The sequence below is a fragment of the Spirosoma sp. genome (assembly GCF_048594605.1).
Classification (GTDB): domain Bacteria; phylum Bacteroidota; class Bacteroidia; order Cytophagales; family Spirosomataceae; genus Spirosoma.
In genome coordinates this window covers 1-26,312 of the sequence record NZ_JBMDWV010000249.1, presented here as the reverse complement: position 1 = coordinate 26,312, position 26,312 = coordinate 1, and the positions used below count along the sequence as shown (strand labels likewise).

13 protein-coding genes are annotated in these 26,312 nt (G+C 50.0%); all 13 read left to right on the top strand.

Annotated features, from left to right (window positions below; translation table 11 throughout):
- The first annotated feature begins 170 nt into the window (after positions 1-170).
- The 13 genes from ACOJS8_RS15490 to ACOJS8_RS15430 all read left to right on the top strand — a co-directional run bounded on the left by ACOJS8_RS15490 (position 171) and on the right by ACOJS8_RS15430 (position 26,258).
- Positions 171-3,281: a SusC/RagA family TonB-linked outer membrane protein gene (locus tag ACOJS8_RS15490; protein ID WP_420149457.1), complete on the top strand. Its 3,111-nt coding sequence runs from the start codon at positions 171-173 to the stop codon at positions 3,279-3,281.
- 12 nt (positions 3,282-3,293) lie between these two features.
- Positions 3,294-4,790, top strand: a complete 1,497-nt coding sequence (locus tag ACOJS8_RS15485) for a RagB/SusD family nutrient uptake outer membrane protein (protein ID WP_420149447.1) — start codon at positions 3,294-3,296, stop codon at positions 4,788-4,790.
- A 112-nt stretch (positions 4,791-4,902) separates the two neighbouring features.
- Positions 4,903-7,263: a DUF1549 domain-containing protein gene (locus tag ACOJS8_RS15480; protein WP_420149446.1), complete on the top strand. Its 2,361-nt coding sequence runs from the start codon at positions 4,903-4,905 to the stop codon at positions 7,261-7,263.
- Positions 7,264-7,309: 46 nt separating this feature from the next.
- A complete protein-coding gene (locus ACOJS8_RS15475) occupies positions 7,310-8,761 on the top strand; it encodes a DUF1501 domain-containing protein (protein WP_420149445.1) in 1,452 nt (483 codons plus the stop codon).
- Positions 8,762-8,850: 89 nt separating this feature from the next.
- Complete coding sequence (locus ACOJS8_RS15470; protein WP_420149444.1) at positions 8,851-11,196, top strand: PSD1 and planctomycete cytochrome C domain-containing protein; 2,346 nt, start codon at positions 8,851-8,853, stop codon at positions 11,194-11,196.
- Between the two features lie 48 nt (positions 11,197-11,244).
- Complete coding sequence (locus ACOJS8_RS15465) at positions 11,245-12,699, top strand: DUF1501 domain-containing protein (protein WP_420149443.1); 1,455 nt, start codon at positions 11,245-11,247, stop codon at positions 12,697-12,699.
- Positions 12,700-12,805: 106 nt separating this feature from the next.
- Positions 12,806-15,010 carry a c-type cytochrome domain-containing protein gene (locus ACOJS8_RS15460; RefSeq protein ID WP_420149442.1) on the top strand — a complete coding sequence of 735 codons (2,205 nt, stop codon included), beginning with the start codon at positions 12,806-12,808 and terminating at the stop codon, positions 15,008-15,010.
- Positions 15,011-15,233: 223 nt separating this feature from the next.
- A complete protein-coding gene (locus ACOJS8_RS15455) occupies positions 15,234-18,461 on the top strand; it encodes a SusC/RagA family TonB-linked outer membrane protein (RefSeq protein WP_420149441.1) in 3,228 nt (1,075 codons plus the stop codon).
- Between the two features lie 57 nt (positions 18,462-18,518).
- A complete protein-coding gene (locus ACOJS8_RS15450; RefSeq protein ID WP_420149440.1) occupies positions 18,519-20,051 on the top strand; it encodes a RagB/SusD family nutrient uptake outer membrane protein in 1,533 nt (510 codons plus the stop codon).
- 234 nt (positions 20,052-20,285) lie between these two features.
- Complete coding sequence (locus ACOJS8_RS15445) at positions 20,286-22,964, top strand: heme-binding protein (protein WP_420149439.1); 2,679 nt, start codon at positions 20,286-20,288, stop codon at positions 22,962-22,964.
- An 81-nt stretch (positions 22,965-23,045) separates the two neighbouring features.
- Complete coding sequence (locus ACOJS8_RS15440) at positions 23,046-23,837, top strand: 3-keto-disaccharide hydrolase (RefSeq protein ID WP_420149456.1); 792 nt, start codon at positions 23,046-23,048, stop codon at positions 23,835-23,837.
- 115 nt (positions 23,838-23,952) lie between these two features.
- Positions 23,953-25,020 carry an aldose 1-epimerase family protein gene (locus ACOJS8_RS15435; protein ID WP_420149438.1) on the top strand — a complete coding sequence of 356 codons (1,068 nt, stop codon included), beginning with the start codon at positions 23,953-23,955 and terminating at the stop codon, positions 25,018-25,020.
- An 11-nt stretch (positions 25,021-25,031) separates the two neighbouring features.
- Positions 25,032-26,258 (top strand): class I mannose-6-phosphate isomerase, encoded by a 1,227-nt coding sequence (locus tag ACOJS8_RS15430; protein WP_420149437.1) that lies wholly within the window; start codon positions 25,032-25,034, stop codon positions 26,256-26,258.
- Positions 26,259-26,312 lie beyond the last annotated feature (54 nt).

Below are 26,312 nucleotides of genomic sequence, written 5' to 3'. Positions count from 1 at the left end.
TTGGTTGGCTTTTTTCTAGCCCTGTTTTCTGTTTCTAAACCATATCCTAACAGTCTATGAAAAAACTTTACTTGGCGTTCTCACTCGCATATGTAGCAAGTGGCCCAACAAGTTTTGCTCAGCAGTCGGGAGCAAATCTGCACGACGGAATTGCATCAACGCCCGGGCAAATGTTGGCTCGTTACGTTCCAAAGCTGGAAAAACAAGACGAACGTAGTGTGCCGGCGGATATCACCGTATCGGGCAAAGTAACCGACGACAAGGGTTCGGGCATGCCTGGCGTCAGTGTGGTCGTAAAAGGGTCAACAACAGGAACCAATACCGATAGCGACGGACGGTATCGAATCGGTGTGCCGGGTACCAGTTCCGTATTGGTGTTCAGCTTTGTTGGTTATCAGAAACAGGAAATAACCGTTGGTAATCAGACCAGCGTAAACGTTACGTTGCAGCCCGACGATCAGACGCTGGGCGAGGTTGTGGTGGTTGGTTATGGATCGCAGCGCAAGCAGGACATTACGTCGGCGGTGTCGGTAATCAACATGCGCGACATTGGCGAGCAGCCCGCCAGCAACCCAAACCAGATTCTTCAGGGACGCGCACCGGGGGTGGTCGTGAAACAAAAAAATGGGGCACCTGGCGGCCAGTTTGAAGTGCGGGTTCGAGGTATTGGTTCAATAGGAGGGGGGAGTGATCCGCTCTACGTCATCGACGGCTTTCCGGTAGGTACGTCGGTGGGTCAGAACCTGAACCCTAATGATATTGAGAGTGTAACGGTACTGAAAGATGCGGCTTCAACCGCAATTTATGGGGCGAGAGGGTCAAATGGCGTAGTACTCATTACGACCAGAAGTGCAAAGGAAGGTAAAGTTAACGTCAATCTCTCGCTCGATTATGGCGTACAGAGCGTACCGATGTCGCGCCGGGTGAAAATGCTGAACGGCGTCGAATTTGCGCAGTTCAAGAAAGACATTTTCATGGATCAAATCCGGATTCTACAGGGGCGCGAACCCTTGGAAAGTGAAGTGCCCATTGGCTACCGCTTTCCGGAACAGACGCAGTATTCGACTGACTGGTATGACCTAATCATGCGAAAAGCCGCGCCCTATTCTGATCTGAACCTCGCTGTTTCATCAGGGACTGGACCTATCAAATCAGTACTATCCGTAGGGTATTACAAAGAAGATGGAGTAATTAAAGAAACAAACTACGATCGGATTTCGGCCCGGGCTAATCTGGGTGGTCAAGTCAACAAATTCATTAATGTAGGTCTGAATATTAATGGGACTTATACACGGCAAAACCTGGCGAATACAGATGGCCGAAGCGCACTGGTCGGTGGCGCTTTATTGATGGACCCACGGGCTACTCCCTACAATCCAGATGGCTCGCTGGTGCCCTACATTAATGGGGTCGATGGCGTTTTTGGCTTCCCGAACCCATTGTTTGTTTTACAGAACGTACTGCGCCGTCGGAATATCTCTGATCTGCTGTCGAACGGGTTCGTGGAGGTTTCGTTTCTGCGAAATTTCAAATTTAGGACGTCGGCCAACATCAAGCTGAACAACAATACATACAAAGAATACGTACCCTCTACCATCGGGTTGTCAGTAGCCAATGGTACGGCAGGTGCTCCACCCCGGATTGCCACCGAAACCGACAATACGGAAGAACTGACCAACTACGCACTCGACCAGTTACTGACGTATCAAAAACAAATCAACAACAACCATAATATCGATGTATTATTGGGCTACACGGCACAGCAGGAGCGGGTTCGCGGATTTACAGGGTCGGGTAACACGTTTCCCGACGATCTGGTACCGTATCTAGGATCGGCGTCGATACGTTCGGCCAACTCGTACGAATACGGCTGGAGTATGCTGGCATTAATTAGTCGGGTCAACTACGCTTATAAAGACAAGTATCTTCTGTCAGCGTCATACCGTCGGGAGGGTAGCTCACGTTTTGGGGCCAACAATAAATACGGCGATTTTCCTGCTTTTTCGATTGGCTGGCGGCTGACTGAAGAATCGTTCATGCCCAAAACGGCGTTGCTAAGCGATCTAAAGCTGCGGGCAAGCTGGGGGGTTACGGGGAATAACAACTTTCTTACGATCGGTAATTACCCCAGTCTGGCCTTCGTCGCAAGCGCTATTGGTACAACAAACTATAACTACATTTTAGGCAGTGGGTTTGCGGCTGGTAAGGTTGTGAGTGCCTTTGCCAACCCAAGCCTGAAATGGGAAAAATCGAATCAATTGGATATTGGTCTGGACGTCGGCTTGTTCAACAATAAACTGACTCTGAACCTGGAATATTACAATAAGATTACCAATGATATGCTGCTCCCGGTTTCGATACCGTCGGTCTCAGGCTTTACAACGGCCTTGGATAATATCGGGAAAGTAGAGAACCACGGGTTTGAGGTCGGGGCGGAATACCGAACTAATTTCGGTCAGCTCAACTTCCGTACCAACGCCAATATCAGCTTCAACCGTAGCAAAATTCTGGCCATCAAAGGCGCTAACGACATGCTGTGGTACGGTGGTTTCTACGGAGGCTACAACGTGCAGAAAGTGGGCCGCCCAATCGGGATGATCTACGGTTATCAGAAAGTGGGTATTTTTAATACGCAGGCCGAAATTGATGCGTGGGCCAAGCAGGACGGCGTAATTCCGGGGGGGATGAAGTTTGTGGATACCAATGGCGATGGCGTGGTTTCTTACGATACGCAGGACATGGTAGAAATTGGCAACCCAAATCCAGCCTTTACCTGGGCTTGGACCGTAGCGGCTGACTACAAGAAATTCGACTTGAATATCATGTTCCTCGGTGTTAATGATTTTGATGTCTACAGGAATATCGAAGCCTCGACCATGAACATGGACGGCGTGTTCAATGTGCTTGATAAGGCAAAAGATCGCTGGCGTTCGCCCCAGAATCCCGGATCGAACCCCGACGCGAAAAATTCACAGGGCGGTACGAGCTACTTCAAATGGTCGCGCGAGAGCAGCGAACGCTACATATATGATGGCAGTTATACCTGGCTTAAAACCGTTACCATCGGTTACAACCTGCCCAAGTTCAAATCGATTCTGAGCGGTGCCCGCATCTTCGTGACGGGCAACAATCTATTCATCTTTACCAAATACCCAGGCAATAACCCGGATGCGGGCGTAAGAGGTACGAGCACAAGTTCGAATAATGTTGAGTTGAACAATGACGACGAATCGTATCCGGTTCCAAGAACACTGGCGGCAGGTATCAAACTTAACTTCTAATCGACACGAAAAATGAAAAAAATAACTGTCTTAGGTGCATTCTTCCTTTGCCTGACTCAATTTTCGTGCAAGGAGGATTTTCTGGTAACCACCGACCCTACCCGTATCGGTACCGACCTTTTTTATAAAAACGAGACCCAGTTTTTACAGGCTCTAAGTGGAGTGTATGGTCAGTTACAGGTAATTACCAACTCGGCCTATATTTTTCAGGAGTTTCCTTCCGATAATACAACGCTCGATTTTAACCCGCTTGACCGGGGCGGTGCGGCCGGCTGGGAAGCCTTCGAATTCTCGACGGTCAATCAGGGTAACGGCGAAATTGCCAATGTCTGGAACCAGTATTATCAGGCTCTATACAACGCGAACTACACGCTGGAAAAACTGGCAACCAGTACGCTCGATGCATCGGTAAAAGGTCCAATCGAAGGGCAATTGAAATTCCTGCGGGCCTACTTCTATTTCAATCTGGTGCAATATTTCGGGGACGTAGTACTCGTTACATCAACCCTCACCAATCCGAATCAGGCCTTCGATCTGGTACGTTCTCCGCAGGCCGATGTCTGGAAGCAGATCGAAAAAGACCTGACCGAAGCGGTTGCCGTCTTGCCTGCTACGTATCCGGCTTCTCAACTGGGTCGTGTTACGAAAGGAGCCGCCAATGCACTGTTAGGTAAAGTGTATCTGACGCAGAAAAAATACGCCGAAGCCGTTACTACGTTAAAACTGGTAACGGGGTACAGCCTGAACGCGCTCTATGCCGATAATTTCAACCCAGCCAGAAAAAACGGTCCCGAGTCGATTTTTGAAGTGCAGTATCAGGGCGGAAACGATCTGGGCGAGTGGAGTAGTTTTGCGTATCTGTTTGCCCCACGGCTTTCGGCAGGTGCAATAACTGGCTTTGCCAATACCGCTCCTTCAGGACGTAACATTCCAACCAACGACATGATTGCGGCCTACGAACCGGGCGATTTGCGCAAAGATGTTTCGCTGAAAACCAGTTATACGTTGAATGGGGCAGTGGTCAATATCCCATACGTAACGAAATTTACGTACCCGCACACCATTACCGGACGTACCGACAACAACTGGCCTGTACTACGTTATGCCGATGTGCTGCTGATGATGGCCGAAGCCATAAACGAACAGTCGGGGCCAACGGCTGAAGCATTCGGATATCTGAATCAGGTGCGGAAACGGGCTGGCTTGAAAGACCTTGCGGGGCTGGACAAAGCGGCTTTCAAAACGGCGGTTTTGAAGGAACGACGGGTTGAACTGGCCTTCGAGAATCACCGCTGGTTCGATCTGAAACGTACCATGACACCCGCCGAACTGGCTACATTCATGAATGCGCACGGCACCAGGGAAAAAGCAAAACCCACGGTCGACCGGGGCGGAATCGCCTTCAATGCTCAGGATTATGTCTATAGCGATTTCGAATACTATTTCCCGATTCCGGCTCCGCAGATTCTGATTAACAATAAGTTGACGCAGAACCCTGGCTATCAATAACAGACAGGTCGGGCACTTTTTCAGTACGAATTGACGTTGTAGAACTTTGATTCGTACTGAAAAATCGCGAAAAAGTAATGAGCTTGTTTACCGATAACTAATCCATTTAGTAGTGACAATCTTTGCAGAATCTTTTTGGCTTTGGCAATTTTTAGGCCGATTACACCCACTCATCGTTCATTTTCCGGTTGGCCTGCTGTGTGTGGCGTTTCTGCTCGAAGCTGTTGACTGGTACCGTAAATCAAATCAATTTCGGGCTACTGTTACGGCCTTGCTCTGGATTGGAGCCATCAGTGCGGTAGCGGCCGTTATTTTCGGTTTCATCCTGATTAACCAGGAAGACTACGCGGGCAAGGGCGTTACCATTCACCAATGGTCGGGACTGGCAACGATGGTTCTCTCCTTATTAACCATTCTTGCGCTACGTTCCGGGCAGCTCGTGGCCTATCGCAGTTTGCTCACGCTGACAGTGGTGGGCGTAAGCGTAGCCGGACATTACGGGGCATTACTTACGCATGGCGAAGATTACATCAGCAGCGTACTGCCCTTCGGCGATAAGCCCAACGTAGCAAGCTCTCCCGCCAATAACGTACTATTCGCCAGTCTGGAAACGAATAAACCGCTCACTGACAAGCAGGTTCAGGAGTTGAATCTACAGGTCCGATCCATTCTGGCGCATAACTGCTACAGTTGCCACAGTGCTACTAAAACCAAAGGCGAATTGCGGCTGGATAGTAAAGAATTGCTGATGAAAGGCGGTAAGCACGGAGCCATTCTGAAAGCCGGACATCCGGAAGACAGCGAAATTATCCGACGCATTACGTTGCCTGCCGACGATAAAGAAGCTATGCCAACCAAAGGCAAACGGCTGACCGAGCAGGAGGTAGCGTTACTGTCGTTCTGGATAAAAGCTGGGGCGCCCTGGCCAAGTGGCGCCCAAAAAAGCATTTACCGTGTAGCTGAGCTAGAGCCGCGTTTGCCTGCCTTACCAGCCGCTACGGTCGACATTAACAACCCCATTGATCGGCTCGTCAACGTTTATTTTCATAAGAATAAAATTGAGTGGAAGGGCGTAGTAGACGACCGGACGTACATGCGCCGGGTGTACCTCGATATTGTCGGATTAGTTCCTACGCCCGAAGAGGTTGCCCGATTTACTGCCAATACGCGCCCCGACAAACGGGAGACACTGGTAAAATCGCTGCTGAGCCGAAATAATGATTATGCCCAGCACTGGCTTACTTTCTGGAACGATGCACTACGTAACGACTACACCGGAACGGGCTACATCACCGGAGGCCGCTACGACATTACGAAATGGCTGTATGCGTCGCTGAAGAAGAATAAGCCGTATAACTGGTTTGTTCGCGAACTGATTAGCCCTACTAAAGAATCGGAAGGATTTATTAAGGGAATCAAGTGGCGCGGTACCATCAACTCGAGTCAGCGGACGGAGATGCAGGCGGCTCAGAACGTAGCACAGGTTATGCTGGGCCTCAACCTGAAATGCGCTTCCTGTCACGACAGTTTTATCAGCGACTGGAAGCTGGCCGATGCCTATGCGTTTGCCAATATTTTTGCCGATAGTACACTGGAGATCAATCGCTGCGATAAGCCGACGGGTAAAATGGCGGGCCGTCAGGTTCTGTTTAAAGAACTGGGTACGGTTAGCGTGGATGCGCCGACGGAACAGCGCCTTCGTGAACTGGCCGATTTTCTGGTACAACCCAAAGATGGCCGACTGTATCGGACGCTGGTCAACCGAGTCTGGGCGCAGTTGATGGGGCGTGGTATTATCGAACCCGTCGATGCGATGGATAACGAACCCTGGAGTCAGGATTTGCTGGACTGGCTGGCCTACGATTTTGTGCAGAACGGCTATGATATTAAGAAGCTGATTTACACAATCACTACGTCGAAAACATACCAACTGCCCTCAGTGACGGTAAAAGATGCTGACCTGATTATGGCACCTACGTATGTTTTTGAAGGTATGGTACGTCGTCGGCTTACAGCGGAGCAGTTTGCAGATGCGGTGAGTCTGGCCTTCAATCCGATTTATCAGGATACGTCGGTGGTAAAGATGCTGCCGAAAACCATTGGCCGGGAAATTACGTTCCCGCGTGCGTCGCTGGTGAAAAACGACCCCTTCCTGACGGCACTGGGGCGGCCCAATCGGGAAACGGTCAGTACGAGCCGAACCTCGCAGGCCAATCTGTTGCAGGCACTGGAGTTGACCAATGGCGCTACCTTTAACGAGGCTCTGAAACGGGGAGCCGAACGCTGGAAGGCCAGGTACCCATCGTCGGATGTGTTGGTGAAAGAACTGTACCGCAAATCGCTGGGTCGCGATCCGGTGCCGAAAGAAATGGCCGTTGCCCAAAAAATTGTCGGTGCACAACCAACCGCCGAAGGTATTCAGGATCTGGTCTGGGCCATTGCACTTCATCCGGAATTTCAGTTGATCTATTGAAAACACCTTACTCCTGGAGCGAGTGAAGGTAAAATGTCGTAACGCTATGATAAACAGATGGAATCGTCGGGAATTTCTCCAGAAAACGAGCGCTGCTACGTTGGCGGCCCTGGCGGCTGGCGCACCCATTCCTGGTTTGCTGTCGGGCTGTTCGAGTGCTGAAAAAGACAAAGCCAAAAAGCAGGCTAATGTACGCGGCACGGCCGATACGGTGATTTTGCTCTGGATGGCGGGTGGTATGGCGCATACCGAAACCTTCGACCCCAAACGCTACACCCCGTACGAAACGGGCATGGAGGGCAACCGGGTGCTTAGTACGTTCAAATCCATGCCGACGGTGCTGAATGGGATTCATTTCTCGGAAGGCCTGCAATCCATTGGAAAAGTCATGGACCGGGGTACGCTGATACGTTCCTACGTAGCGGCCGATATGGGACACATTTTGCATTCCCGCCATCAATACCACTGGCATACGAGCTACGAGCCCCCGCAAACCGTAGCGGCTCCGCACCTTGGCGCCTGGATTGCGAAGGAGTTGGGCCCGAAGAATCCGGTTATTCCTGCCTTTATCGACATCGGGCAGCGGTTTACGGTAGGGGAGGCTGAAGAACTGAAAGCCTTCCATACAGCGGGGTTCCTGGGTAATGAGTTCGGGCCGTTTTTTATTCCTGATCCAAGTCAGGGACTGGAAAGCGTGCGTCCGCCGGTGGGTATGGATGCGCGCCGGTTCGAGCGTCGGAATCAACTCTACAACGAACTGATCAGCAACAGTCCACATGGAGAATTTGGCAGCGATTATCAGAAAGAATCGCTACGTCGGTCGATGGAACAGGCGTATCGTTTGCTGAATTCGCCGGAAGCCAAAGCGTTTGACCTGAGCACTGAGCCCAAGCACATTTACGAACGATACAACACGGGCCGTTTTGGGCTGGGTTGCCTTCTCGCTCGCCGACTCACGGAAAAAGGCGCTCGATTTATCAGTGTAACCACCGAATATGAGCCGTTTAAGGGCTGGGATACACACGAAAACGGGCACTCCCGGCTGGAAGATATGAAATGCCAGATTGATGGCCCGATTGCTCAACTGATTCTGGACCTGGAAAAAACAGGTCATCTGGATCGCACCATGATTATTCTGGCCAGTGAATTCAGTCGGGATATGATGGTGGAAGGCCGCCCGGATGCCAAAGTTCAGGAACAAGTGAAACAGCCTGATATTCTGAATGATCCGAAATTTTACGGGATGCACCGCCATTTTACGGATGGCTGCTCGGTGCTAATGTTCGGTGGGGGTATTAAAAAAGGATTCGTGTACGGTAAAACTGCCGACGAACGGCCTTGTAAGACTATCGAAAAACCGATACGTATTGAACAGCTACACCAGACAATTTACCATGCGCTGGGTATTGCTTCCGATACGCACTATGAAGTCGAAAAGCGGCCGTTTTATATTACGCCTGATGGCGTAGCAAAACCGGTCCTGGATCTTTTGGTATAGAAGGACTACGTTTTCGTGGTGTCGGACAGTCGGCCGTTGCCGTTTCTGTATCCGATATCCCTCATTGAATTAAGACACTAGGTATTACGATGAGGCAACTATCATATTATCTGCTCACGGCAACCATCAGCTTTGGCTGGTTCACGCAGGGGTGTACGAATCGCTCGTCGACGCAGGCTGATGAGGAAAAACTGCCCGAAACGGTTAGCTATAACTTCGATATTCGGCCTATTCTGTCGGATAAATGCCTGGCTTGCCACGGGCCGGATGCCAACAAACGGGAAGCGGGTTTGCGGCTTGATATGCCCGAAAGTGCGTTCAAAGCGCTGAAAGAACATCCGACGGCGCACGCACTGGTGGCGGGTAAACCCGAGTTGTCGGAAGTGTTTCGGCGCATTACGTCACAGGATACATCGACGCTAATGCCTCCTGTAAATTCAGGGCTGAAATTGTCCGCTCGCGACATAAAACTCATTGAAAAGTGGATTCAGCAAGGGGCCGTTTATGAAAAGCACTGGGCGTTTGTGGCACCGAAGAAACCTGCGCTGCCCCAGGTCGATCAGAGGGATTGGCCGAATAATGAAATCGATTACTTTATTCTGCAAAAGCAGGAACAGAAAGGCTTGTCACCTAACGAAGAAGCTGACAAAGAGCGGCTGCTACGTCGGCTGAGCCTGGACTTGACGGGATTGCCGCCGAGTCTGGCCCTGATGGATCAGTTCATGGCCGACAAAAGCGACAAGGCTTACGAGAAGGTGGTTGATCAGTTGCTACGTAGTCCGACCTACGGCGAAAAAATGGCGATTCACTGGCTCGATATTGCCCGGTATGCCGATTCGCACGGGTATCAGGACGATGGCTACCGGACGCAGTGGCCCTGGCGCGACTGGGTGATTCATGCCTTCAACAAAAACATGCATTACAACGATTTCGTAACCCGTCAGCTAGCGGGCGATTTCCTGAAAAGCCCGAAGGGGTGGGGTGGCCCGGGTACTCCTGATAAAGAACAATTGCTGGCGACGGGTTTCAACCGGAATCATAAAATTACCGAAGAGGGGGGCGTCATTCCCGAAGAGTACCGCATCTCCTACGTAACGGACCGGACCGATCTGTTCGGAAAAGGTTTGCTGGGCGTAACGATGGAGTGTGCTCACTGCCACGATCATAAATACGACCCGTTTCCGCAGAAAGAATATTACCAGCTCTTTGCATTTTTCAATAACGTAAAGGAGGTAGGCATTGAATCGGTAATTGGCGGACCCGATACGTATGCCAAAAAGCCGCTGATGGAAATCTGTGACGAGGACGTAAAGGAAATTCTGTCGTTTGTGAGCAAGCGCGATACCAACAAACTGATTGTGTCGGTGATGGGTGATCTGGATACGACCCGAAAGACGTTTGTGCTGAAACGGGGCGCCTATGATGCCCCCGGCGACGAAGTTCAGCCCGGTACCCCGACTGCTATTCTGCCCTTCAATCCGAATTATCCGAAGAATCGGCTTGGTCTGTCAAAATGGTTGTTTGACCCAAAAAATCCGCTCACGGCGCGGGTGTACGTGAACCAGTTGTGGCAGGAGTTCTTCGGGAAAGGTATTGTAAAAACCTCCGGCGATTTCGGGATGCAGGGCGAACTCCCAACGCACCCCGAATTGCTCGACTGGCTGGCCGTCGATTTCAGAGAACACGGCTGGGATATAAAACGGCTAGTGAAGCAGATGGTCATGTCTGCTACGTATCGTCAGTCAGCCGTTATCAGCCCTGAAAAATTGCAGGCTGATCCGGATAACAAATACATGGCCCGAGGCCCTCGCTACCGGGTCAATGCCGAGTTTGTTCGAGATATTGTATTGAGCAGCAGTGGATTGCTAAATTCGATGATTGGCGGGCCCAGCGTAAAGCCGTATCAGCCGCCGGGCTTGTGGGAGGGTGCTACGTCGGGTAGGGGGCTGCTGTCGATGTATGTGCAGGATCATGGCGCAAAACTGTATCGGCGTGGCATGTATACGCTTATCAAACGTACCGTTCCGCCCCCGTCGATGGCTATTTTCGATGCCAGCAATCGCGATCTCTGCGAAGTACGACGACTGAAAACGAATACGCCCTTACAAGCCCTGATTATGATGAACGATCCGACTGTACTGGAAGCGTCAAGGGTATTGGCAGCGAAATTACTACAGGAAAAAAGTGCAGTGCCAGATAAGATTGACAAAGCCTTTCGTCTAATTGTGAGTCGGAAACCACGCGAAAAAGAAGTCGATGTGCTGAAGACGTATTACGAAAAAGAGTTGAAGCAATTAACTAAGCCAAAAGCTGAAAAAATGCTGGCCGTAGGCGAATACCCGATTCCTGCTACGTTGGATAAGGTGCAGTTGGCCGCTATGATGCGGATTGTTTCGACGATCTATAACCTGGAAGAAACGATTATGAAGTCATAAAACACCTGAATTTTCGAAGGGACTTAGGTGTGAAAAGTCTTGTTTGCTATGGAAAAGGAAATCTTAGAACACGGATTCAATTTTAACCGGCGTCGTTTTCTGTCCCGACTGAGTTTGGGATTGGGGAGCGCGGCTCTGGGCTCGTTGCTGATTCCTGATCTATTTGGGGGCGGAGGTGCCGACGATGAGGGATTCACGCCGGGGATGCCGCACTTTGCGCCCAAAGCCAAACGGGTCATTTATTTATTTCAGAACGGCGCTCCGTCGCAGCAGGAGCTGTTTGATTATAAACCGAAACTGCGGGAGATGTGGGGGCAGGAAATTCCGCCATCGGTTCGTGGAACGCAGCGCCTGACCGGCATGACGGCCAATCAGAAGGAGTTTCCACTGGTTGGGTCGTTTGTCGATTTCAAGCAGTACGGTCAGTCGCGGGCGTGGGTAAGTGATCTGTTTCCGTACACGGCGAAAATCGTGGATGATCTGTGCATTGTGAAATCGATGTATACTGAAGCCATCAACCATGACCCGGCCCTGACGTTTCTTCAAACCGGTTCGCAGCAGGGTAACCGGCCTAGTATGGGCTCCTGGCTGAGTTACGGGCTTGGTAATGAGAATAAAAACCTGCCGAATTTCACTGTACTGCTGTCGCGGGGCATTGGCAATGGACAGGGCGTTTATTCGAAATTGTGGTCGAACGGGTTTCTGGATTCCATTCATCAGGGGGTGCAGTTCAGCAAAGGCGAAGACCCTGTTTTGTACCTGCGCGACCCGGAGGGCATGAACCGACAGGAACGCCGGGAAATGCTCGATAATCTAGCGCAACTGAACGAAATGGGCTATCAGGAGTTCGGCGATCCGGAGATTATGGCCAAAGTGAAGCAGTACGAAATGGCTTACCGGATGCAAACCGCCGTGCCCGACGTAATGGATTTATCGAAGGAGCCGGACGACATTATCAAGCTCTACGGACCCGACTGTCTGGTTCCCGGTACGTTCGCGGCCAACTGCCTGTTGGCGCGTAAGTTGTCGGAAAATGGCGTTCGGTTTGTTCAGCTTTACCACCAGGGCTGGGATCAGCATGGGAACCTTCCGTTCGAGATTGCGAAACAGGCAAAAGACGTCGATCAGGCGTCGGCGGCACTGGTTACCGATCTGAAACAGCGCGGCTTGCTTGATGAAACGCTTGTGATCTGGGGTGGCGAATTCGGACGTACCAGCTATACACAGGGAAAGCTAACTAAGGAGAACTACGGCAGAGACCATCATCCCCGCTGCTTCACGATCTGGATGGCGGGTGGCGGTATTAAGCCCGGTATTGTGTACGGCGAAACGGATGAAGTGGGCTATAACATTGTCAGTAATCCGGTGCATGTACACGATTTTCAGGCAACCGTACTGCACCAGTTAGGGCTGAATCACGAAAAGCTGATCTTCAAACATCTGGGCCGTCGGTACCGCCTGACAGACGTATCGGGCAAGGTCGTTCACGATATTATTGCATAGCTAAAGTTTGAGGATATCCTCAGTTTGACCCGCTGGGGTCAACTATTTATAGCAATTATTACCTCTATAAACATATGACCTCAGTGGGGTCGAACTAAGTTGCTAAATGCAGAAAAAGTTGGTTGGGCTATTAGAACAGGCCCTATTTGCTTCGGCGGTTTTTATTTTGGTTTTGCTGGCTTTCGAAACCAAAATCGTTATTCCGGTTTGGCTGCAACCCCTTGGGCGAATGCATCCGCTGATCCTGCATTTTCCAATCGTTATTCTGCTGTTGGCGGTAGTCGTGGAAGCGTTTCGTTTTCGCAAGGCGAGCGTAACCGTTCAGTCGGAAAGCAACACCGCCAGTTTTTCTGAGTTTTACAAGACCTTTTCGGCCAACCTGCTTTTGGTGGGGGCCCTGCTGGCGGCCGTTACGGTCATCATGGGTCTATTTCTTTCCCGAGAGGATGGCTATACAGGAACCGTAGTACAATGGCATAAGTGGACAGGTGTTGCTACATTCTTTCTGGCAGCTCTTATCTATTGGGCACGTAGCAGAGAGTGGTATACGCCCGTAATGGCTCAGTCGGGAGCGGTTTTGATGAGCGTTGTTCTGATTGGGGCAGGTCATTATGGATCCGTTATCACGCACGGCGAAAATTTTATTACAGCGCCCCTTCAGAAGCAGAAGAATACCGACCCCGTTGATTTGCAGCAGGCGCTTGTTTTCAACGATGTTATTAAACCCATCTTTGAGCAGAAATGTACGAGCTGCCATAATCCCGATAAGCTGAAAGGAGAGCTGGCCCTGACCGACGCCGAATCAATTCAGAAAGGCGGCAAGAGTGGAAAGTTATACGTAGCAGGACAACCCGACATTAGTCTATTGCTGAAACGTATACACCTACCGGTAGAAGAAAAAAAGCATATGCCGCCATCCGGGAAAGCCCAGTTAACACCAACCGAAATCAAGCTTTTAGCCTTGTGGGTGAAAGGGCGTGCAGAGTTCAGCAGAAAGGTTGTAGAATTACCCGCTACGGATTCACTACGTATCATGGCAACTACGCTGTTCAAACCTAAGCAACAAACGAAAACAGAATTCGCCTTCGAAGCGGCTGACGATGAAACCGTTAAAAAACTGAATACGGATTACCGCACCATTGCCCCGTTGGCGAAAGAATCGCCCGCGCTGGCTGTTAATCTGTACAATAAGGCAGCGTATTCGTCGGAGAAACTTCAGGAGCTGAGCTCTATCAAAAAACAGGTAGTGTATCTGAATCTGAACAAGTTGCCGGTTAAAGATGCAGATTTAAAATACATTAGTCAGTTTGAAAACCTGGAAAAGCTGGATGTCAATTTTACCGATATTACAGGTAAGGAGCTAAATCAGCTGGCACCGTTAAAACAGTTGCAAAGCCTCGCTCTATCAGGAACGCCGGTAAAATATGCTGATTTGCAGAAGCAAGTGGGTACGTTCAAAAACCTGAAAACCGTGGCGCTTTGGGAAACGGGACTGACTGAGGCTGAGATTCATCAACTCCAGAAATCATATCCTGCCATTCAGTTTATTGCCGGTTTTGACGGCGAAAAAAGTGAGCCCATTCGTTTAAATCCGCCCCAACTTAAGAATTTGCCCATTTTTGCCCAGTCGACGCCGATTCAGTTAAAACACCCGGTAAAAGGGGTAGAGATTCGCTACACAACCGACGGAACCGATCCTGATAGTATCAACTCGCCCATTTGTGATGGTAAAACAATCATTACAGAAGGCACAACAATCAAAGCGAAGGCCTATAAATCAGGCTGGTTCAGTAGCCCTGTTGCTACGTTCAATTACTATAAAAGCGGCTACAAGCCCGACAGCGCGACCTTGCTTATGCCGCTGAATCCGGTTCATCAGGCAGAAGGGGCCAATACGTTTTTTGACCATAAACTGGGTACGCTGAATGCCAATAGTCCGGCTTGGGCTAATAACTGGGCCGGTGTCCGGAAAAATGATCTGGTACTGGTGTCTGAATTTAAAAAGCCGATTAGTATTTCGTCGGTCGATTTACGAACAATGATCGAGCCAGAAACGGGGATTTTCCCACCAGCTGAAATTGAAATATGGGGAGGCAACAGCCGGGATCAACTGAAGCTGATCACCACCACTCATCCAAACTTACCTGCTCCCAAAAGTGATCCTGTTCTGAAAGCTGTAGGCTGCACATTCAAACCGCAGACGGTTTCCTATTTAAAAATAATCGCAAAGCCTGTCTCGAAACTTCCGGAATGGCATCCCAGCAAAGGTAAACAGGGGCTACTGCTGGTTGACGAGGTGTTTATCAATTAATTAGTCCACTGGCGCAGGCATATATTCTCATAGTTGTTCTTACCGAATCGACGCGTTCGTAGCTCTGGAAATATTGAAAATTCCAAGAAAATTACCCAAATAATGCCAAAGTTGGGTATGTATGGGAAAGTTAAGGGAGCAAACCTGGTAATATTTGACAATTGAATTGGCTTTTTTTTAAGCCAGTACGCGTCTATTATCCTATCTCTTATTCTAATAATCCATGAAACGACTCTATCAGTTAGCAGCGCTAAGTATGATGGCAGGCGCGGTTCCCAGTTTCGCCCAGGGAACGCAGACAATTTTACAGAAAAAGGGTATTTCAGCCAGTGGACAGTTGTTAGCCATGCGTGCTACCAACACCGAACGGTTAGCCGTAAAAGTGCCAACTGCAGATATTACCGTGTCGGGGCAGGTTCTCGATGAGAAAGGGAATGGCTTACCAGGTGTGAGTGTCGTTGTGAAAGGAAGTGCGAAAGGGACGAACACCGATGAACAGGGTAACTATAAGATTGCGGTTCCAAATGCCCAGTCAGTGTTAGTGTTCAGCTTTGTCGGCTACCAGAGCAAAGAAGTACCTGTGGCTGGAAAAACAACCCTGAACGTTTCTCTGACGGCCGGTGACCAGACCCTGAACGAAGTCGTTGTTGTTGGGTACGGTAGCCAGTTGAAAAAAGAAGTAACAGGCGCCGTTCAGACCGTTAGTGCAGCCGAAATCAAAGATTTACCGGTATCGCAGATCGGCCAGAAACTACAGGGCCGACTGGCGGGTGTACAAATCAACCAGACAACGGGTAAACCTGGTCAGGGAATTAACATCCGAATTCGGGGGCAGGTTTCGGTTTCGGCCGGTAGTGATCCGCTCTACGTAGTGGATGGATTCCCGATCACTGGGAATATTGCCCAACTCAACCCAGACGAAATTGAGGATCTTTCGATTCTTAAAGATGCGGCTTCTACGTCTTTGTATGGTTCACGGGCGGCTAACGGCGTTGTGCTGATTACAACCAAAAAAGGAAAACCCGGCCAAACGAATGTGAGCTTCAGCGCCTTTACTGGATTGCAAAAAGTGCCAGTACGAGGACGGATCAAAATGCTGGATGCCGTCCAGTTTGCGCAGTTCAAGAAAGACTTCTACGAAGATCAACTGCTTCCTGTTCCCGACATCTTTCAAAATCCTGCCCAATACGAAGGAAAGAACAACGACTGGTACGATGCCTTACTCCGTGTAGCGCCCCTTCAGAGCTATAACCTGAGTGTGTCGAACAATACCGAAAAGTCGAACACGTCGCTGGTAGCGGGTATTTTCAATCAGGACGGGGTGGTGCTAAACAATAAATATAAGCGGTACTCACTACGTCTGAACTCGAACTACAACCTCTCGAATCGGGTGAGTGTTGGTTTCAACGTAGCACCGTCGTATGTGTTCGATAATACACCCCGTACCGATGGCGACCGGGGCACCGGGATTCTGTTCAATGCGCTGCACACCTGGCCGATCATGCCGATTCGGGATGCCAACGGCGAATTAACCAAATTCAATACGTTGCCGAGCAGCACTGGTAATATTTACGCTTATCCGAACTGGGTGCGGGCCGCCAACGAGCTGATCAATGAAACCAAGAATACGAACCTGCTGGCTAATGCCTACGTTCAGTACCGCCCAATTACGGGACTGACGTTGAAATCGACGATGAACATCGAATACCAAAACTCGAAGTTCTTCTTCTTTAACCCATCAACGGCTACCAGTTCGATCAACGTGCCGATCCCAACTACGGCCGTTTCGATTCGGCAGGGACTGGAAAATACGTCCTGGCTGAACGAAAACCTGGCGACATATTCGAAGAGCTTCAACGACCATAACTTTGAATTGCTGGCTGGTTTCACGAATCAGTGGTACCGTCAGGAGTTTAGCCGTATTCAGGCCGATACGTATTCCGATGATCGACTGCCAACCATTCAGGGGGCAATCAACATAAATCGGGGTGGAACAAACAATGGGATCAACCAATGGACGCTGACCTCCTATCTATCTCGCCTGACCTATAATTACAAAGGTAAATACCTGTTTACTGCGGCTATTCGGGCAGATGGCTCGTCTCGCTTTGGGGCTAACAACCAGTTTGGTACGTTCCCATCTGCTTCGGTTGGTTGGGTAGTGTCGGATGAAGATTTCCTCAAAAGCACACCACAAGTGTCATTTGCTAAAATACGGGCTAGCTACGGAGTAATTGGAAATAATAACATTGGTAACTACACCTCGTATGCGTTGGTGAATAATACAACCAATGCGGTGTTTGGCAGTACTGTAGCGACGGGTTCGGTTATTAGAACGCTGGCCAATCCAAATCTGGGGTGGGAAACAACCCGGCAATTTGATGCTGGCCTGGACTTAGGCCTGTTTAACGACCGGATTCAGTTCATTTACGATTTCTACACGAAACGTACTACTAATCTGTTGTACGCTGTGCAGGTTCCACAGGAATCAGGATTTACTAACTTCAACGATAATATCGGTGAAATTAAATTCTGGGGACACGAATTCTCGCTGACTACCAAAAACACGACCGGCAGGCTAAAATGGACAACGAACGCGAACGTTTCGATCAACCGCAATCAGGTAATAGCGCTAGCTCCAGGAATCGATCGGGTATATGGTACATTCCACATCACCCAGGTTGGTAAGCCATTTGGTCAGTTCTATGGTCTGGTTAAGGAGGGATATTATCAGAATGCTGAAGAACTCCGCACGTCGCCGATTATTCCTGGTCGTTCGGCCATCGGAACTATCAAAATGAAAGACGTGAACGGTGATGGTGTTATTACGTATGGTGGTGACCAGGACGACCGGACGATCATCGGCAATCCATTTCCGAAATTTACGTACGGGATCACAAATGACCTGAAATACGGAAACTTCGACTTTTCGATTACGGGTTCCGGTTCGTACGGCAACCAGTTGTGGGTTCGTCACCTGTATAGCACAGCCAATCTGGATGGTGTGTTCAACATGGTGGAGGGCGTAAAAGATCGTTTCCGTGTGCAGAACACCATTCAGAACATCAATAACGTACCAACCCGCGTAGCTACCAACGTAATTACGCAGGGAGCTGGTCAGTTCGGCGCGGTCAATAATGGTGGTAACTTCACCGGTATAGAGCGCGACTGGAACAGCACGCAGTTCCTGGCAGATGCGTCGTTCTTCACGATCAAAAACATTACGTTGGGTTACAGCATTGGCGCCATCAACAAACTCTTCAAATCGGCACGGGTGTATGCGTCGGCGCAGCAGGTATATATTTTCACCAACTATTGGGGTGGGCCAAATCCAGAAACCAGCGGCCAGGCTGATGGTGGTGGTGATGGTGGAAACCTGAGCCAGGGCGTCGATTGGTCGAACTACCCAGTTCCACGCACCTATACAATCGGCGTTAACCTGAACTTCTAAAAACAATAGTATTACGTTGCTGGCGTCAGCGACTAATCCTTAAAAAACTTGTTTCAAATGAAAAGAAAATATATAGCAGCCGCCTTACTAGCCATTGCATTGACGGGCTGCAGCAAAGACTTTTTGAGTGTAATACCCGAAACAGAGCTTAGTTCGCTCACCTTCTTCAAGACGGAAGCCGACTTTCAACAAGCTGTCAACGGGGCTTATGTACCGCTTCGGCAGATGTACAACGAACGGGCGTGGGTACTTGAGGAAATGCACTCCGACAATACGTATTATGCACGTAATACGCTGTACGGCGCTGTGGATGCTACCGAGAACGTTGCGGATTTTGCCATTCCGGTTGGAACAGGGGATGGGGGCGCTAAGGTTACGGCCAATGATAACGTATTGGTACAGTATCGGTTAAACTACGTCGTTATTGCCCGGGCTAACCAGATACTGTCCTTGATTGACGGTACTGGTCTAACGTTCACCAGCGATGCCGTCAAGAATAATCTGAAAGGTCAGGCGCAGTTTCTGCGGGCATTTGCTTACTTCGATCTGGTCCGTTTGTTTGGCAGAGTGCCGCTACACCTGGTGCCCGTTACCGGTCGGCAGGACGCAGCCTCTGAACTGGCCACAACCGAACAACTCTATGCGCAGATTGAGAAAGATGCGACGGATGCCAGCAAAAATCTGCTGAACAAAAAGACCCAGGAAGCCGGACGCGCTACGTCGGGCGCGGCTAAAACACTACTGGCTAATCTGTACCTGACCCAGAAAAAATGGGCGCAGGCCGAAGCATTGATGAAAGACGTAGTAACCAACGATGGCTATCAACTGATGGCTGATTACAACGATGCGTTTTCAACCACGGCAGGTAACAAGAATAATCTTGAGTCGGTTTTTGAAATCCAGTACATGGAGGGCGCTGCAGGATTTAATGGTAACCAGATTTACCGGTTCATTCCGTCGCCCATTACGGCGGCTGAAATAGCTCCCATTACAGGTACATCGAACCCGCAGGCAACCTCACAGGAGAGTAACAACATTCCAACCCCGGATATTATTGCTGCTTACGAAGCGAACGATAAACGGAAAGCTATTTCGATTGGAACGGTTCGATTGAGTACCAGCCTGCGCGAAAACAAAGACTATCCGTACATCAAAAAATACGCACGCACGCACTCGTTGCACAACAACACAGGACAGAACTGGCCGGTTTATCGCTACGCTGAAGTGTTGCTGTTCCTGGCCGAAGCGCTGAATGAACAGGGCAAAACAGCTGAGGCTGCTCCGCATCTGAATCAGGTACGGGCACGGGCCGGACTGGCTGCTACTACAGCGTCGTCGCAGGCGGATATGCGGGAAGCAATCTTTAAAGAAAGACGCGTTGAGCTGGCCTTCGAAAACAAGCGCTGGTTTGATTTGACGAGAACCGGTCGGGTGCAGGAGATTATTGGCGCATACGGTGCTCGCGTAAAAGCGAACCCTGCTGCGTACTACTTCCCGGCCGGCGCTGTTCCGCCACCAAACGCGTTTACAAATCTGGATATATACTATCCGCTGCCAGCTGTAGAATCTGCACTGACTCCGTATTTCTGATATGTTTGACTGTAGAGGCACAGAGTGCCAAAGTGTTACGGGCTTTGTGCCTCTATGGTTAATTAAATACTGTTCTGCATTCGCTTAATCCGCTGATCACAACAACAAAAAATAACAGTAAATAACTTCCTTACTCGTCTCTTATTACCTGAATACAACTGCGAACTGACTACCGGCAGAACGCACTTCTGATGCGCATCGGTAACTTTCTTTGAACCTTATCTATGAAAAACTATGAATTCTAATTTCAACAAGGCTAAACTCGGATTAGTGGTCTCAGGGCTCGTTCTGCTCGGGGCGTCCTGGGTAAGCCTGCACTATCCGGAAAATAACCGGCAGGGTGCCGAAAATCCCAAAGTTGATAAACTCAAGCTTCAGCCTGGTTTTAAGGCTGAGCATCTGTACAGCATTTCTGAAAACCATGAAGGCTCCTGGGTGTCAATGACATTCGACGATAAAGGACGCATGATTGCTTCGGATCAATACGGCGGTCTGTACCGATTGAAAATTCCGGCCGTCGGCTCTGGTTCAACGAAGCCTACAGTTGAAAAACTGGTGATTGCTAAAGATACCAGCGTTGGAATGGGCTATGCACAGGGGTTGCTGTATGCCTTCAACAGCCTGTACGTAATGGTCAACAACCGCCCCAGCAAGCAGTTTCCGAAGACTAGTGGACTGTACCGCCTGCAGGATACGGATGGCGATGACCAGTTCGATAAAGTGACTATGATGAGAGAGCTGAAAGGGGAGGGCGAGCACGGTCCGCACAGCATCGTCCTGTCGCCGGATAAACAGTCACTTTTCGTCGTTGCTGGTAACCATACCGACGTACCACAAATGGATGCGTACCGCTTACCGTCGAACTGGAAAGAAGATAACCTGTTTCCGCTGATTAAAGACCCTCGCGGACACGCCAACGACCGGTACGCGCCCGGCGGCTGGATTGCTAAAATTGACCCGGAAGGAAAACGGTGGGAACTGATGGGCGCAGGCTTCCGCAATGAATTCGACGTAGCATTCAACGAAGCGGGCGATATGTTTACCTACGATTCGGATATGGAGTGGGACTTTGGCCTGCCCTGGTACCGACCAACCCGAATTTGCCACGTACCTAGTGGAGCCGAATTTGGCTGGCGTACAGGAAACAGCAAATGGTTGCCCGGTAATCCCGACAACCTTCCGGCTATCGTAAACATTGGCCAGGGCTCACCTACGAACGTAATGTCGGGGATGAATGCCAAATTCCCCCAAAAATATCGTCAGTCGGTCTTTGCATTCGACTGGAGCTTCGGTATTATCTACTCAATCCATCTAAAACCAAAAGGCGCTTCGTATGAAGGCGAACGGGAAGAATTTATTTCGGGAACCCCGTTGCCATTGACCGACGGCGTCATTGGACCCGACGGTGCGATGTATTTCCTGACGGGTGGCCGTCGGTTAGAGTCTGATCTGTACCGGGTTTATTACGGTGGCAATGATGCCAATACGTCGCCCTTAACGCCAACCTTGACTGCCGAACATAAGCTCAGAACCAGCCTGGAGAAATTTCACGAGGGAGCCAATCCGGCGGCCATTGCGGCTGCCTGGCCAAACCTGAACCACCCAGACCGGTTTGTACGCTACGCAGCCCGGATTGCCGTTGAACACCAGCCTGTAGCGCAGTGGCAGGAAAAAGCACTGGCCGAAACTGATCCGGTTCGGGCTATACAGGCCATTGTAGCGCTGGCACGTCAGGGAAGCGCCGATCTGAAAAGCAAGGCGATTGCTACGTTACTGAAAATCGACTTCAACAAATTGTCGGAACCGCAGAAGTTTGACGTAACGCGTGCGTTCGAATTGATTTTTCTGCGAATGGGGGCACCCGAAGCGGCAGATAAAGCAAAAATCGTTGCTTACCTGAATCCTCATTTCCCAGCAAAAAGCGCACTGCTTAACCGGGGGCTGAGCAAGGATCTGATCTATCTGGAAGCGCCAAACGTAGTGAACAAAACGCTGGCTCTGATGGATCTGAAAACCGAACCCGGCATGAAGGATTTGGATCTGGACCCTGCCACGGCTTCCAATGACCTGATTCTGCGCAACCCGCAATACGGTATGGATATTGCTAAGATGCTGGCGAAAGTACCACCGCTTCAGCAAACGTATTATGCCGTGATGCTAAGCCGCGAAGATGCCGGCTGGACGCCCGAACTGCGCGACAAATACTTTAGCTGGTTTGGCAATGCGTTCAAATTTGAAGGTGGACGCAGCTACGTTGGCTTCATTGATCGGGCCCGGAAACTGGCATTACAACACGTTCCGAAAGAGCAGTTCGAGAAGTACAATAAAATGTCGGGCGCTGATTTGTTGACCAGCTCCGGCAATGACATTGTGAAGAGCGATTATACACCCAAAGGCCCCGGTCGACGCTGGACGCTGGAAAATGCCGTTGCTGCGGTCGATACGGGTAAAATCGCCCCTGATTTTGTGACAGGCAAGAAAATCTATGCAGCGGTTTTGTGCAGCAGTTGCCATGCCATGCAGGGGTCAGGTGGCGATATTGGTCCGGACCTGACTCAGCTCGGAACCCGTTTCTCCAATAAGGATATTCTGGACGCTATTATCAACCCCAGCAAAGCGGTTTCTGACCAATACGCATCTACGGTCTTTGTAATGAAAAATGGACAGTCGGTCGTAGGTCGCCTAGTGAACGAGGATAAAGTTAATTACTCTATTTCCCAGAATCCGTTCGCAGCCAGCGAAATCCGGAAAATACCGAAGAAAGACGTTACGTCGAAGCGGTACTCACAGGAATCAATTATGTTTCCTGGGCTTATCAATAGCCTGAATCCGCAGGAGCTCAGAGACCTGATGGCATATCTGAAGTCGGGCGGTAATCAGAACAACGAGGTGTACAAAGCGGGTGGAAAATAAATAAGAGTGCTTTAGTCATTCCGACCATAAATCGGAATGACTAAAGCAATTCAAACCCACCACAATCAAAAACGAAATAAGATGCTGATGAAAATGACTAGTAAATTCGTTTCAACGGGACTTGTACTGGCGGTTGTTCTGACGGGTAGTATGGGAACGTCCTGCGTGGGGCAAGCAAAAAAGAGTAAAAAAGAAAAGGGCTTCGTCCAGATTTTCGATGGCAAAACCCTCAACGGCTGGGATGCCGATCCGACCTACTGGAAAGTGGAAGATGGTAACCTGACCGGTGAGATTACGCCTACTACGTTACTGAAAACCAACAATTTTATTATCTGGAAAGGTGGCGAACCCGCCGATTTCGAGTTTAAAGGCGAGTTTAAAATTACCGAAACGGGTAACTCGGGCATTAATTACCGAAGCGACCGCCTGACCGACGTACCGTTTGCGCTACGTGGTTATCAGGCCGACATCGACGGAAAGAATAACTACACGGGGCAGAACTACGAAGAGCGTAAACGTACTACGCTGGCGTATCGTGGTCAGAAAACAACCATTGCGCCATATACTGGCGAAAATACACCGGAAGCTATTCGGGCAAAAGTTAGTCGAAACGCCTGGACGGGCATGAACGTAGTGGGTTCACTCGGTAGTTCGGATTCGCTTAAAACGCTGATCAAACCCGGCGACTGGAATACGTTTCATTTGGTCATTAAAGGTAATCGCCTACAGCATTACATCAACGACGTACTGATGAGCGATGTAACCGACGACGACACCGTCAACGGTAAAGCAAAAGGCTTATTGGGCGTACAGGTACACGTGGGGCCACCCATGAAGGTGCAGTACCGGAATCTGATGTTAAAAGAGATGTGATGATTGCCCACAGAGGAACTGAGAACCCAACGTTCTGATAATCAAAACCAGGATAGAATAAAATCTTTGTGTTCTCGCTGCCTCTGTGGAGAATAAATTTTAATTGAAGACAATCTTGACACAACAACCCTGGCATAATAAAGTATCGAATGCAGCCCAGATTGGTGGTATAGAAACCTCCGTTCTGGACAATGGCACCGGACGAGGAGTACGTATCGCCTGGATCAATACCGGAACGGGGCTGCGTTACAAGCTGGTACTTGATCGGGCAATGGATATTGCCGACGCCTTTTTTAATCAGCACAGCCTGGCGTGGTTGAGTCACACAGGCGTTACCTCGCCCCAGCCATTTTCGGATAAAGGCGCCGACTGGCTTCGCACATTCGGCGGTGGATTGCTGACAACCTGCGGCCTCTCGCACGTAGGCGGCCCGGAAACAGACGCATACGGCGAACGCGGGGCGCATGGTAAAATCAGCAATATTCCGGCTACCGTCGAATCCATCGTTCAGCCCGATCCGCTACGTGGCAAGCTCGATATGAGTATTACAGGGCGGATGTTCGAAACGAGCATTTTTGGTCCCCGGCTGGAGCTAAAACGGACCATTGCCGGTACGCTCGGACAACCAATACTACGTATTCATGACGAAGTCAGCAACCTGGGCAATACGTCAGTACCGCACATGCTGCTCTATCACTTCAATTGTGGCTGGCCACTGGTCGATGAAGGAACCGATATTGTCTGGCAAGGTGACTGGCACGCGCGCGAAGGCGGCATAAACGACCAGGTTTTCAACGAACGTAACGATTTTAAAAAGTGCCCGGCTCCCCTGGAGGCCCATCGCGGAACGGGTGAAGCCGTCGCGTCGATCGACGTAGCGCCCGATGAATCAGGGTGGTGTACAGTGGGTTTGCACAATCCGAAAATCGGGCTGGCACTGGCGTTACGTTTCCAGAAAGCCCAATTGCCGTGGTTTATCAACTGGCAACACTGGGGACCGGGCGAGTACGTAACGGGCCTCGAACCGTCAACAAATCCGCTGATTGGGCAGACGAAGGCGCGCGAGAGAAATGAACTTATTTTTCTGGAACCCGGTGAAACCCGAGTATATGAGCTCGAAATTGAGATTTTAACGGATAGTGCAGCGATTGAAGAATTTTTGAAAACTAGTCTAGTAGCGTAATACAAATTCGTATGGAAACAACCTCAGTAGTAAGTTTGGCCAGTAAGGCATTAGAACAGGGAAAGGGCATTTTGCGGCTTACCCCAACCTGGGTTCCCCGGTCTTTCTGCGTACCGGGTCGACGTATCAAACTTCACCCCGACGATTACTACGTATTGGGTGGTGAACGGGGGGGCATCGACGAACGCTGGTTCGCTTCGACCACACCCGCCAAAAATGGTCCGTTAACTGGCGAGAACGAAGGGTTGAGCCATGTTGTGTTCACGGATGAAGACGGCAGCGAACACCAGTTGCTGCTGAAAGATGCGGTTGACGAGCTGAAAGGCGAACTGATTGGTGATCGGCTCTGGAACGAATATAAAGGCTGGCCGATGTATTCCAAGTTTTTCGACAACATGGGGCCTCTGCCGCACCATCTGCACCACAACGACGAACAAGCAGCGCTGATTGGGCAGTTGGGTAAACCCGAAGCGTATTATTTTCCTCCGCAGGTGAACAACCACGGTGGCGATTTCCCGTACACGTTTATCGGTATTGCGCCAGGCACGACGAAAGAGGAGATCAAAGAGTGCCTGAAGAATTTTACGAAGGGCGATAACAAAATCACGAACTACTCGTCGGCATATCGTCTTGAACCCGGCACCGGCTGGGACGTACCACCGGGACTGCTTCACGCGCCGGGTAGCCTCTGTACATACGAACCCCAAAAAGCATCGGACGTATTTGCGATGTATCAGTCGCTGGTGAATGAAGCGATTATTCCGGAAGAACTGCTCTGGAATGGTACGCCCAAAGACCGTATCGGTGATTACGATCAATTGATGGAAGCCATCGACTGGGAACTCAACACCGATCCTAATATGATGGCCAACCGATTCATGCGGCCAAAACCCGTTCGCGACGTAGCAGAAATGGAAGCCGCTGGCTACAGCGAAGTATGGGTTTGCTACAAAAATGAAGCGTTCAGCGCTAAAGAATTAACCGTTTTCCCTGGCCAGACCGTAACCATCAAAGACAGTGCGGCTTATGGTTTTATTATGATGCAGGGACACGGCAAAATTGGCGATTGGGCTATCGAAACGCCCACCATGATTCGCTACGGTCAGTTAACCAACGATGAGTTTTTTGTGAGCGAAAAAGCGGCCCGGGAAGGCGTCGTTATCACGAACCTGTCATCGACTGATAACATCGTGATGCTGAAACACTTTGGCCCAATGAATCCGGATCTGATCTTGTAGTTTACTGTTTACAGTTTACGGTCTTCTGTTGCGCGAAGCGATCATGCTCCAGCT